General features: G+C 49.1%; 7 protein-coding genes. 6 read left to right on the top strand and 1 reads right to left on the bottom strand.

From position 1 onward, the window contains the following. Positions 1 to 624: 624 nt before the first annotated feature. Together V5T57_RS01525 and V5T57_RS01520 are read left to right on the top strand one after the other, a co-directional pair. Positions 625 to 2,301, top strand: a complete 1,677-nt coding sequence (locus V5T57_RS01525; protein ID WP_332889385.1) for an ulvan lysase-like protein — start codon at positions 625 to 627, stop codon at positions 2,299 to 2,301. Next, positions 2,298 to 3,281 (top strand): glycosyltransferase family 2 protein, encoded by a 984-nt coding sequence (locus tag V5T57_RS01520; protein WP_332889384.1) that lies wholly within the window; start codon positions 2,298 to 2,300, stop codon positions 3,279 to 3,281. Before V5T57_RS01525 ends, V5T57_RS01520 begins: the two co-directional genes overlap by 4 nt. A gap of 653 nt (positions 3,282 to 3,934) precedes the next feature. On the opposite strand, the gene V5T57_RS01515 is transcribed toward V5T57_RS01520, so the two are convergent. After that, positions 3,935 to 4,792 carry a class I SAM-dependent methyltransferase gene (locus V5T57_RS01515; RefSeq protein WP_332889383.1) on the bottom strand — a complete coding sequence of 286 codons (858 nt, stop codon included), beginning with the start codon at positions 4,790 to 4,792 and terminating at the stop codon, positions 3,935 to 3,937. An 800-nt stretch (positions 4,793 to 5,592) separates the two neighbouring features. On the opposite strand from V5T57_RS01515, the gene V5T57_RS01510 reads away from it, so the two are divergent. From V5T57_RS01510 to V5T57_RS01495, 4 genes are all read left to right on the top strand, one after another. Further along, positions 5,593 to 7,041: a B12-binding domain-containing radical SAM protein gene (locus V5T57_RS01510; protein ID WP_332889382.1), complete on the top strand. Its 1,449-nt coding sequence runs from the start codon at positions 5,593 to 5,595 to the stop codon at positions 7,039 to 7,041. A gap of 142 nt (positions 7,042 to 7,183) precedes the next feature. After that, a complete protein-coding gene (asnB, locus tag V5T57_RS01505; protein WP_332889381.1) occupies positions 7,184 to 9,094 on the top strand; it encodes an asparagine synthase (glutamine-hydrolyzing) in 1,911 nt (636 codons plus the stop codon). A gap of 167 nt (positions 9,095 to 9,261) precedes the next feature. Next, positions 9,262 to 10,905, top strand: a complete 1,644-nt coding sequence (locus V5T57_RS01500) for a hypothetical protein (RefSeq protein ID WP_332889380.1) — start codon at positions 9,262 to 9,264, stop codon at positions 10,903 to 10,905. A 796-nt stretch (positions 10,906 to 11,701) separates the two neighbouring features. Next, positions 11,702 to 12,421: a response regulator transcription factor gene (locus V5T57_RS01495; RefSeq protein ID WP_332889379.1), complete on the top strand. Its 720-nt coding sequence runs from the start codon at positions 11,702 to 11,704 to the stop codon at positions 12,419 to 12,421. The last annotated feature ends 25 nt before the right edge of the window (positions 12,422 to 12,446 follow it).

The raw sequence follows: 12,446 nt of genomic DNA, 5'->3' as shown, positions 1-12,446 counted from the left end.
GACACTCTGCGAAGTTCAACGGAATGATATCCTCAATGGCTTTTATATGAATCGTTTGGGGGGGTATGACAGAGGGATTATGACGGTGATTTGTATACAATACCTGTCGTCACAATCCATATATTTTGGTCGTTGTGTCGTAGAGATCTAGGGCTCCTGATGTCGGAGGCGTTGCGCGAGATAAAGCTTATCAGTCGATCGTGCAGAAGCCTCTTTAGGCATGAGGGATCAGAACCATTTTTTAGGATGGCATGTAAGCTGTTTACTAGAGATCAATGCAAAGCAGCCTCAGTTTCTTCTCCTCTTAATGTTTAGGGGGGGTAGGGCTTGCCAAAGCTAGACAAAACAATGGCTCATTCTTATCTTGAACCTTTTTAGGGAAGCTTTTGGGGGGGATGACACCTAAACTGGCTCTTCTTCTTGAGAGGGGTTGGTAAGAAGGTGCAAACCCGGCAGCAGGTGTACAATGAAGAACGGCTCTAGTTCAGCCATTGGAAATGTGCCCCTAACCGAGTACCGTAGTCACCCTATCATAGGGGAGATCGCTTGACGTAACCCGGTCTTAATGGGGTGGCCTGCACACCCTTAACCGTGGTTTGGGCGCAGTATTAAACAGGTGGGGCCATGTCCGTCTTTTTGGAACACGCAAAAAAACAGTTTAGTCGTATGCTCTCTCGCGGTGACCGAGAGATCTACTCTATCACCCATGGGTGTTTTGACCGTACCTATTGGTGTTGGAAGTTTACCGATTTTTGTGGTTCCCGTTTTCAGGAGTCCACCTATAGCTTGGCTTGGATGATCACCCACCCGGATGCATCCCGTGCTGTGCATGATCATGCTTTGGTCGAGACCTTTAATGCCGCCGTTCAATTTTGGACAGGTCTACAGCATACGGATGGTTCATTTGATGAAGCCTACCCTAATGAACGCTCATTAGCGGCCACCGCCTTTACCGGTTTTTATGTGGGAGAAGCCTACCTGTTGGGCCAAGCGCACCTGACCCCCCAAGTTAAGGCCCATGCCAAACAGAGCATGGAACGGCTTGGTGACTGGTTGTGCCGTAACGATGAGACCCACGGTGTGCTCACCAACCACCTGGCCGCCGCCGCCGCCGCCCTGTTGGCGGCACAAGAGGTTACCGGTCATGCTCGTTTTGGCCAACGTAGTGACTATTTTATTCAGCGTATTTTAGACCACCAATCGGAAGAAGGGTGGTATGAGGAGTATGGCGGGGCTGACCCTGGTTACCAAAGCCATGCGCTCTTTTATCTGGCGCGTTGCTGGCAAAAGACCAACAGCAAACCGTTGCTGGAAAGTATGCGACGTTCCGTGGCTTTTTTTACCTATATGATCTACCCCAACGGTACCATTGGGGGGGACATGGCCAGCCGCAATACCGAGTTTTATTATCCTGCAGGGTTTGAAATGCTGGCCCCTGTTTGTGAAGATGCCGCACGCATTGCTCAGTTTATGCGCCCTGCTGTGGAGCGGGCCGAAGCGGTTGGCTTGCCTATGATGGATGCCTATAACTTTTTTCCACTGCTCAATAACTATCTCTTTGCAGCGGACCATTGCGACTGGAACCCGCGCTCTGTCATGGCAGAAAACCCCGCCCCCTTACCCTGTGAACAGCCTGTTCATAAGGTCTTTGAGCAAGCGGGTATTCTAATCCATGGAACAGAGGCTTACCATGCGGTGGTGGGGTTATCTAAGGGTGGGGTTATCCGTGTCTATAACCGCCAAGATCAGGCGTTGGTCCTTAGCCACAGTGGTTATCTGGCGGTGACCGAGCAGGATAAAGTGATCAGTAATCAACGCTTGACCCTGCCTGCTACGGCAACCCATGATGCCTCAGGTTGCGAAGTTGAAAGCACGTTTGTGCGGGTTAACCAACGTGTTATGACCCCTTGGCTGTTTATGGCTTTTCGGATCTTTACCTTGACGGTTGGGCGCAGTAAGCGCATGGCCTATTGGGTTAAACAGCAGCTGGTACGGGTGTTGATTAATGCCAGAGATGCCTCGCCACTGACTATGAAACGTCATATTATTTGGGCGCCAGATGGGGTGAAGGTGGTAGATCAACTGCAAAAAACAACCACTTCATCCGATTTAAAAGCCATGACACCGTGCCGAAAGTTTGCCCCCATCCATATGGGCTCCTCTCGCTATTTTGAACCACAAGAGCTAACAGCCGTACCGTTGGCCGAATCCGATACCTCCACAGAGAAGCTGTTGGAAGAACTTAACCATCAAGGTAAGCTAACCCTGACTTGGCAATGGTTTGCAGAGGAAGAGAAATGATCTCAGTCGTTTGTCCGTTTTATAATGAAGAGGCCATTCTGGAAAAAGCCATCCTGCATATGCTCAGTAGCCTGGAGAGCTTGGATGATGACTGGGAGTTGGTGGTGGTTAACGATGGCTCCTTAGATAGCTCTCCGTCCATTGCCCAAGCGCTTGCTCAGCAGCATGACCGTTTGCGTTTGGAGGGGTATGAGGTCAACCAGGGGCGTGGGGCTGCCATTCGCCATGGGGTTGCCGCAGCGCGTGGAGAGCTGGTGGTGGTGACGGAAGTGGACTGCTCCTGGGGGGACCGTATTGTTCATGAGATTATTGCGCAGTTTCGTCAATATCCCAAAACGGACATGGTCATTGCTTCCCCCAATCTACCCAGTGGGGGCTACCGTAATGTGCCCCAAAAACGGGTTATGATTAGCCGTTTGGGTAATCATATTTTACGCGTTGCGCAATCCAAGGCCATTACCATGTACACCGGTATGACCCGTGGCTACCGTAAAGAGAAGTTTATGAGCCTGCCTTTGACCATGAATGGCAAAGAGATGCATCTAGAAGTGGTGCAGCAAGCGCTGGCATTGGGTTTTACCATTCGGGAGGTGCCCGCCTGGTTGGAGTGGAAAGACCATAAACTGGCCAAGCCCAATGCACTGCCTCGTAAATCCTCCAGTAAAATTCCCAAGCTTATTCAAAGTCATTTGATGTTTAGCTTGGTTACGGCCCCCTTTCGGTACATTTTTCCGGCCGCATTGGGTCTACTCCTTATGGCGATATTCTTTGCCGGATGGTCGTTTGTCAATCTTGGCAATCCTGACCCCTCTATCTATACCTTTCTTGTCGCGATCCTACTCTTTTTGTTTGCCTTCTTGGTGTTGACTATGGGGGTGATTTCCCATCAAAACCTCTCCTTACACAAAGAGCTATGGCGTGTGCGTTCCTCCCTGCAAGAGATCACAGAAGAGTTGAAGAAAAAAAACGACAAAGCGTAAAACAGGTTGCTGAATCATGCGGGCTGTCTATGGAACGAAGTCGATTGTGTGGGTGCGGTCGATGGTACGGGGGCGGGAGCGGTGTCACAAAGGTATATGCTTGAGAGGGTGTGCATGCCTGGCGTGAGCGTTTTTTTACCAGAGGGCTACCATGTAAAAATGGGGGCTCGTCTCGCACCCTGAGTAGATCCTGAATATATCCGCGGCCCTTTTGGCCTCCTATTCCGCCATAGGGTTCATGGCGTAAGTTTAAGGGGAGATATGTTTTCTGCCCCCGTTATGGCTGTGAACAGAGGGTCTAGAGAGCAACTCCTGGAGTGTGCCGGTTATGTGGGGAAGGGGGCTGATGCATCACGTTGGTATGCGCCAGACCTATGGCTTGAGCATAAACATCCGACGTGAAAAAGCAGGGTTAAGTGATTCACCCGCACACACTCGGTTCCCCCAAAAAAAGCGTGTGGCGGTACACCACACACGGATCAGGCGCATGATTGACCGCGACAGGTTTGGCCAAAAGGTGGTGTTCAGCCTGCCGAGACACCACCGATAAGAGCTCGCCTTCTTAATCGGGCGTCGCCACAGGGGCTCGGTGCGGCTTATGGTCTTTCTGCTTGGTCGATCACGATTTCTGGCACGGGGAAGCCGCAGCTCCTTCAGGATTTCTTGACCGTGGCATAGATCATAAAGCCGGTATACTTATCCAAGAAACGATGGAGAACGTGGGGGGTTTTTATCGGTAAAGCCCGCGCAGGAAAAAAGTGTAAATAGATATCCTGCACCTCAAAGTGCGGAGAGAGCATCTCAACAAACTGTTGTTTGGAATAGGCTTTTCCTATGGGGTTTTCATCGCCGTCATATAGACGCACAATTTCCTCTGCACCCCCAGTTGAAAAAATCTTTTCCCTACCGCGCCCCTTCATGCCTCCGCCAAGTTTGCTGAGGATAATGCCGGCCCACTTTAGAATGCCCCAGTTTCTTAAAAAAACATTCTTATAGTAGACGCTTAGGCTTGCTGTTCCTCCGGGTTTAAGTACCCGAGCAATTTCCGCTACACATGCCTCTGTATCAGGGGTATGATGAATAACGCCTTGGCAGTTAACATGGGTAAACGAGCCATCATCAAACGTTAGATTTTCAGCATTTTGCTGACTAACATCAGCAGAAACACCGTAGATTTCGCACCTGGATTTTGTCAGCTTTAAGGCATTTTTCGTCAGATCTGCCGACGTGATGTTATGGCAGCCATGCTTCCAGAGTTCAATGGTCCAGAAACCAGGGCCACATCCCAGGTCGAGAATTTTTTCACGATTGGCTTCCTGTGGAACACAGCGGGGGTCAAACTGGCCCGCAAAACAGTCCGAGATATAGACGTCTCTATGCTCTTCAAAAAAGGGCTTTGTGCCTGGCGTGTGGTTAGATTCACCACTCCATAAAGGGTTGGCTTCCCAAAAATCTTGCACATCATTAACGCTTGGATTTGACATTGTTATGTATTCCTCTGTTTTTGCCATTTCAATCCTGCCCAGGGCCAGTGATGTACCATCAGCATGGCAAAATGTATCCAAACTAAGTAAAACGACCGCATGTTGGATGTTTACTCTGTTTTTTTAGTGTTTGACGCTTACCCAAAAATATAACAAGCGTTTGTCATGTTTTTGGGTGATCACCACAAACGATTGTAGGGTTGGTTAAAGAGAGAATGAAGAGATCTTGTGACGAGGTGCAAGCTTGTCTCGTTTTATTCTCTTAACGACGTACCATCCCAGCTCTACGTACTTCTCTCTTATGGAGCAATCCTCTGCAAACACCCCAATTCACATGGGGTTTGGTTATTCTGCCATCGCTATAAAGACTTTAGAATTTATATCAAAATCAAATATCTAACTTCTTTGTGGTCGTTGGAGAAAAGGGGGGTGTCGCACCCTGGTTAATCCACTCTAACCGCTGCCATTTCAGAGTCATGTTCCCTAGGTGTTGAGGAAAAAGTTCATGGCTATGCTATCCGTCGCTTGCCTTATCTATGTCAGCGAGAACAGCAGTAACGACGGCAAACACGCAAAGGATATGCCGATGGTGGGGCAGAGGGCCAATCCTCACCTTTTCTGGGTGGATCCCTCATTATATTGGTAAGGGTAAGACCCCGTACATCGAGCAAAAATACACTGCACCTAGAGAAGCAGGTTCAAACGCTTGACCAGAAAAAATATTTGTTTTACAAAATCATTGAGGCGCACAACAAGGCTTATCGAGCATTTATAAACCATGACGAATTTGGCCAAAATGGCTCATTCAACCCATGTGAGATACTGCTATGATTCAATCTGTTTTAGTTAATCCACCCATGACTGCGGCAGAGAACTATGGTGATCTGGCGGATATGTCGCCTGAATTTCCTCTGCTTGGGTTGGCTTTTATGACAACTTACGCCAAACAGGCGGGGCACCATGTGGCGTTATTGGATCTGGCCAATGCGACCATAGACCAAGCGGTGGCCCAGCTGGCTAAGTATGATCTGGTCGGTATGAGCGCCTATATTACCAATGTGCGTTCGCTCTCTATTTTGGTGCAGCGTCTTAAACAAGCCTACCCGCATCAAACCCTTGTGATTGGTGGGCCTCACGCGACTCTGTTTCCCCATGATTTTGAAGAGTGGCCGGTCGATTATGTGGTGTCGGGGGAGGGGGAGCAAATTTGGGTAAGCTTATTGGAAGCCTTGAACCAGGGCATACCCCCTAAACCAATGCCCGGCTTGGGTATGCGCCAAGCCATGGGTAAGCTGGTTATTGCTGGCAAGGCTGATGTGGTGAACAATTTGGATGAGATCGGTCCTCCAGATATCAGCCAATATGATATGGCGCGCTACTATAGCCCCATGCATATCCGTGGAAAAAAAGTCATCCATACCCTAACAACCCGTGGTTGCCCTTTTAAGTGTACCTTCTGTGCTGCAACGGAGGTGATGGGGCGCACCATGCGGTTTCGTTCCGTGCCTGATGTCATTGAGGAGCTTAAGCGGTATCGAGATCAGGGCTATGATTCCCTGATGTTCTACGATGATATTTTTACCATCCGCAAACGTCATGTCTTTGAGTTGTGTGAAGCCATGGCGCAGAACCATTTAAAGTTTAAATGGACCTGCTTTACGCGCACCAATGCGGTCAATGATAGGGATATGTTGGCTGCCATGCGGCAAACAGGGTGTTATCTGATCACGTTTGGTTGTGAAACCGCCCATGATAAAACCTTGGCTCTCATGAAAAAAGGATTGACCCAAGAGGATAATGTGCGTGGTATTGAAAATGTGCATCAAGCAGGGATAAAAAGTCTCTCCTCTTTTATGATTGGCTTACCCAATGAAACCGCAGAGGATATTCAGCGCACCATCGATTTTGCAACACGCTCCAAACTTACGTTTGCCGTATTCCCCATTTTTGAACCGTTTAAGGGTACGGCCATTTACGAAACCTGCAAAGAGACTGGGCGCTGGGTTAATATTAAGGGCGAAAAAAATAGTTTACTGGTCGATGACGAGACCATTTGGGTGCCCAACACCATCTCTCGGGCAGAGATCCAACGACTGGCCGCTAGCGCCTTTAAACAGTTCTATTTCAAACCTGATCGTCTCATGAAGGTGGCCCACCATGCGTTATGGACATTGCCACCGGCGCGGGCATGGAAATTTATGCATGGTGGTTTGTCTTATTTCCTCCGTAAGAGCAAGGACGTCTCTGCTGGGCTGCTTCAGGGTTCCCGCTATTAAGCGTTCTTTTTTTCCCTATACCCAGGCTTGAAGGCAATGTCGGGCATGGTTAAAGCATAGGTGGTCACGCTATACTCTTCGCGCAAATGGTTTTAAAGGTCCATGGCGTTGATCAGTTTTACCTGTGTGATGGGAGCAGAGTATGTGTGGTATAGCAGGAACGGTTGGAACACCAGGTGATGCTCAAGCTCTGATCTCCACCATGACAGCGTTGCTGAGCCACCGCGGGCCAGACCATCAGGGTATTCATCATGATGGGGATGTGGCCATTGGGATGCGCCGCTTAAGCATTATTGATCTCAGTAGCGGTAATCAGCCAATCTCTACCCAAGATGAGCGCTACACCATTGTCTTTAATGGTGAAATTTATAACTATCGTACGTTGCGTTCTGAGTTGATCGAGCAAGGGTGCCATTTTCAGACCCATTCGGATACCGAAGTTATTCTACAGCTTTACACCCTGCATGGACCGGCGTGCTTGCAACATTTGCGCGGTATGTTCACCTTTGCCATCTGGGACCGTGTTAAGCGAAAGCTCTTCGTCGCCCGTGATCGGCTGGGTATTAAACCATTGTACTATTGGCAGCAGGGTCAACATCTGCTGTTTGCCAGTGAGATGAAATCTCTGTTGGCTTTTGCAGGGGTTCCTCGCCACCTTCATTATGGCAAGCTTAACGAATTTCTGACCTTACGCTATGTGCCGGGTCCAGAAACGCTTTTACGTGATGTTCATAAACTGCCAGCTGGGTGTTGTTTAACTTGGCAAAAAGGTGAGGTCAGCATTGAACCGTATTGGTCCTTGCCTGAAGCCGCCGCTGCCTGGGATGTGCCCCACACCCAGGCCGAGTGGCAGGCCCAGTTTGATGATTTGGTGCAGGAGTCCATTCAACTACGCATGATCAGTGATGTTCCGCTTGGGGCTTACTTAAGTGGTGGGTTGGATTCCAGCAGCATCGTTGCCACGATGGCTCAGATGAGCAACCAACCCGTCAAAACCTTCTCCATCGGTTTTGGTTGGGAAGGCGATGAGTTGGAAGAGGCGCGTATCATGGCCCAGCAATTGGGGTGTGATCATCATGAGGTGCTATTTAAACCCGAGCATTTTGACCTGTTACCGGAAATTGTTTGGCACAGTGATGAGCCGTTGGGTGATGCCATTGTTATTCCAACTTACCTGTTGGCCGCAGAGGCGGTTAAGCATGTTAAAGTGGTCTTGACTGGGGAGGGGGCTGATGAAACGATGGGTGGGTACATGTTCCATAAGATCATGCGCTTATCCAGCTATTATCAGAAGTTCATGCCCGCCACCATCCACCGCCATATGGTCGCGCCCCTGGTGGCCAGAACACCAGAAAAACTACTGAATGTACTCTTTGATTATCCCGCAGATTTAGGATCAAGTGGACGAGAGAAGGTGGTTCGTCTGGTCAACCAAATTGGGGAGGCTTCGCCTGAAGCGCTCTATCACCATTTAATCTCCCTGTTTGATGACCATGATAAACAGAGCCTCTACACACCCGATGCTTTGGCGCAGATGGCAAATGCTGGCCCTTCTACCATTGAAGATCCATGGCAAGGGGATTTTAATCAACGTATGTTGGGGGCTCAGTATGGCCACTGGTTGCCAGATAACATTTTGATGCGGCAAGATAAAATGTCCATGGCAAACAGTCTTGAGGCACGTGTTCCCTTTATGGACCACAAGCTGGTCGAATTTTTGTGGCGTGCCCCGCTGCAAAGCAAACTGACCTTGCGGCAGAACAAAATTATGCTGCGGGATTATGCCAACCGCATCCCTTTGCCCTCTGCCAAGCGGCGTAAAAAAGCCTTTTATATTCCCATGGAGAACTTCTTTCACCACCAGTCCTTTCAGCAGCTTGTTGATCAAACGCTTTCGCCAGACAAGGTGGCTGCGCGTGGTCTGTTTACCCAGAGCGCCATAGAAAAACTAAAAGCCCGTGTGGCCAATAAAGATTTTCTGGCGGCCAAGCAATTGTTTGCACTTATTTCGCTGGAACTGTGGATGACGCGTTTTAACGTACAGATGAACTAATATCGAGCGGGTAGAGGGGTGAGACGGACCCCTGGTGGTTGGTTAACATAAGGGGGCTTGGTTTGCTCCCTTTCTGCACAGGCTAAGACAATACGGGCACATGGCCTAAGCTTGCGGGGGGTGGTTGGGTACCCGAGGCATGTTTAAATAAAAAGGGAACAGGAACCGTGAACGATCATTCATTGTCAGCGGGTCGATACGACATCAGTAAAAGGCTTGTGGGTCTTTACGCGCTGTTCTTTGCTGTTGTTAGCTATCTGTTTTTTAATGAAATTACCATTGCTTCGAGCCAGGATAACAATTTTGTTCATGTGCTGAATGTCTATCTGTCACCGGAACGGTGGCAGGAGGATTTAGAGGGAAACATTGGTGGCTTTATCACCTATACCCTCTCGTATTGGCTGCCTGCGCTTATGCAGTATCATTTTTCTTTTCTTGAACCGATTTTGGCTCCTCTGCTCTTTGCTATACGGCCCATTTTGGTTCTTTTTCTCTTTGTTTTTATTCTTAAAAAGTATTCAGAACAGACCTCCTTATCCTTTTATGCGGCCTCACTTTTGCTTTTTGGCCATTTTTCCATCTTTTTGCTCACACCTGCTGGGTATGATATTGATTTTTTTTCGAACTATTATGCTCAGGATGTGTTAATCCCCATTTTGCTGGGGCTCTATTTTTTATTGAAAAAAAGGCCGGTTGCCGTGGGCCTTATGCTGTTTATCAGCCTATTAACGCATCCTGCTCAGGCCACCATATACGGTCTGTTCTTTCTGTTTTTTGTGCTGATCGAACGCTGGCACTGGAAACAGATACTGATCTTAGGGGCTTTTGCGGTAACAGGGAGTGCGCTAGAGCTTTATCTGCTTGATCATGGGGCTTTGGTCGCGGCTGAAACCATTAATGATCAGCAGTGGTGGCAGATTTTTGAAAAAAATGGGCATTTAAATGCCCCCTTTGTTCTTAAAAGTGAATTTATCTTACGGCTTGGTCTGCTGGGCTACATGAGCGCGCTGGCGTTTATGATCTCTACAGGTCGTTGGCGCAGGATTCTGGTTATCGGTCTGATCACCTATGCCTTTGCCCTTGCTCTTTTTATGCTGGGCGCATGGCTGCAGATCGCAACCCTTATGCAGCTGGCCCCTCTGCGCTATGCGAACTTTCTTATACTGTTGGTTCTGCTTGTGGTTGGGGGCTCTGAATACCAAGCTAATAAGAGATCCTTACTGATCCTTTTTGCTTTTCCCTTTTTGGTTTCTGCGGTGCCCTTGACCGTTGATCTTCTGCATATCCATAGCCTATCGACCCTCTCTAAGCTGATGGTTATCGGCTTGATCTTTATGCTCTTGTTGGCCGCTGTGTTTGCAAAAAAAGCCACGACCTTGCAGCTTATGGTGCCTTTGGTCTTTGTTGGTCTCATCGTCCTACCTGTTGCCAAGGTTTATGATCAGGTTAAAGCGGGTCGGCCGATGTTGGATATGGCTCGCTTTATTCAATCTCTGCCTGAAAAAAAGGGGGTGGTCATAATGTGGGGGAATTTACCCACCATGGTCCCCCTTAGAACAGCAACGGGCTACCCTGTTCTTGATGTGCGACGTAAGGGCTCTGCCATCTATAGTCGGTCTGTGCAGGTATACCAGGATGACCAGTTTCGAGCGGGGTGCTATCAAACCCACCGGGCGCCCTTAACGGAAAAAATGGTGGCCTGTTTAAAAGAACACCACCCCCTTCACTACGTTTTGAGTGATCTGGCCACACCGGTTGAAGGGGCTGAGCTGGTTTACGCCAACCATACCTATGGGCTCTACAAGCTATAATCTCTACCGGTACGCATGGGGGTGGTGTTTAACCATGGCCAGCGGCGTGGGGTTGGTCGGGGTGATGCCGTGTGATACGCCGCGCGGTATGGCTGAAGGGGTGGGGGGTGATCAGGAGACGTTTGGAAGTTGAGCGTTTGCGTGATCTACTGTTAGGGGGATAAGCTCGACCACACGGCCATGCGTGGGGTGGGGGGCTTGTTTCTATCGCTTAAGGTTGCCCAAATTTATGCTGTGCTTGGGCGACCATTATTTTGTCCGGTATGGTGTCATCTCTACGCCTTTGTTTGTGAGATTTGGGGGGTGTAAACCTCTTGAGTCATGAACGCTCAAGTGCATCGTTAACTGCTGTTGTTATATTTGCCGTATATGTGCGGAATGTATTGGAAATGAGGGAGAAGGTTGGGGCGTGCCGTGGGTCTGTTATTCTCACTAAAAATCACATATACGGTTTACTGGGGGCGAGAGTAGTGGTTGTATGGAACAGTTCGTTAGTGTCAGGCTCTGTCAGGTATGCGCAGCTTGTGACTACTCTGTCCTCATGCTGGCTGAGCATGCCAACAATAAGGGGGGGAGCCTGTTTCTCTGTCAGCTAGACCAACCATTGATCTGTACTTTATGACTCTGACATTTATGTGAGTATGTTGGGCCTTGGGTGGCGTGGGGGAGAGGGCTGTTTGTGTGACTGTAAGCAGGGTTGGTAGATATGATCCCCTGATGAGGGCGGCAAGCGCGCCTCCGTATGGTGGATGATGGCGGTACCAAGTGTTCGACCAGATATTGGATGGCATAAATAATGATGCATTCTTTTGTCAAACAGAAAATTTTATTGATTGAAGACGAAGCCTCTTCTCGTTTTATCTGTGAGAATGCGCTCGCCAAAGAGGGGTTTGAGGTTGTCTCGGTGGGGAATGCCGAGTCTGGTTGGCGGTTGGCGAAAGAGGCGCCTTATGACCTTTTTATTGTTGATCTGCTCTTGCCGGATATGGATGGGTTGACCCTTATTGAAAAGCTGAAGTCTCACTTTCCTGAAATACCCGTTTTGATTATGTCCATTCGCGGTGCACCAAAAGAGCGGTCAGAAGGCTTTGAAAAAGGTGCTTCGGATTATCTGATTAAGCCCTTCAACGTGGTTGAGCTCAACCACCGGGTCTGTAATTTGATCAAATGTCATGTTCGCCATGAGGGCGAGCAGGATAAGCGCTTTCAGCAACAGTTTGGTGCCTGGGTGTTGGAGACGCAGATCTACCGGCTGATGGGGCCTGATGATGTCGTGATACAGCTTACCCGTGGGGAGAGTACCATTTTACTGGCGCTTGCCCAGGCCGGTGAGCGGACGGTCAGCCGCGAGATGCTCAGTGAGCGTATTGAGCGTAAAGATGGTGAAGGACATTTACGCACGGTGGATGTGTTGATCTCTCGTATACGGCGTAAAGTCAGGAGCATAGAACCCCCTCCGTTTGAGGTTGTTACCGTGCCGGAAATGGGTTATCGGCTTACTGTTTTTGGGGCATAACCCCTTTTGCCTATTGGGTGTCTGC

Origin of the sequence: Magnetococcus sp. PR-3 (genome assembly GCF_036689865.1) — a bacterium.
Lineage (GTDB): Bacteria > Pseudomonadota > Magnetococcia > Magnetococcales > Magnetococcaceae > Magnetococcus.
This window is presented reverse-complemented; position numbering and strand designations above follow the sequence as displayed.

Bases quoted from the DNA above. Each gene is read 5' to 3' on its own strand.
- V5T57_RS01525 (WP_332889385.1), top strand. From the start codon at position 625: ATGTCCGTCTTTTTGGAACACGCAAAAAAACAGTTTAGTCGTATGCTC.
- V5T57_RS01520 (WP_332889384.1), top strand. From the start codon at position 2,298: ATGATCTCAGTCGTTTGTCCGTTTTATAATGAAGAGGCCATTCTGGAA.
- V5T57_RS01515 (WP_332889383.1), bottom strand. From the start codon at position 4,792: ATGGCAAAAACAGAGGAATACATAACAATGTCAAATCCAAGCGTTAAT.
- V5T57_RS01510 (WP_332889382.1), top strand. From the start codon at position 5,593: ATGATTCAATCTGTTTTAGTTAATCCACCCATGACTGCGGCAGAGAAC.
- asnB (WP_332889381.1), top strand. From the start codon at position 7,184: ATGTGTGGTATAGCAGGAACGGTTGGAACACCAGGTGATGCTCAAGCT.
- V5T57_RS01495 (WP_332889379.1), top strand. From the start codon at position 11,702: ATGATGCATTCTTTTGTCAAACAGAAAATTTTATTGATTGAAGACGAA.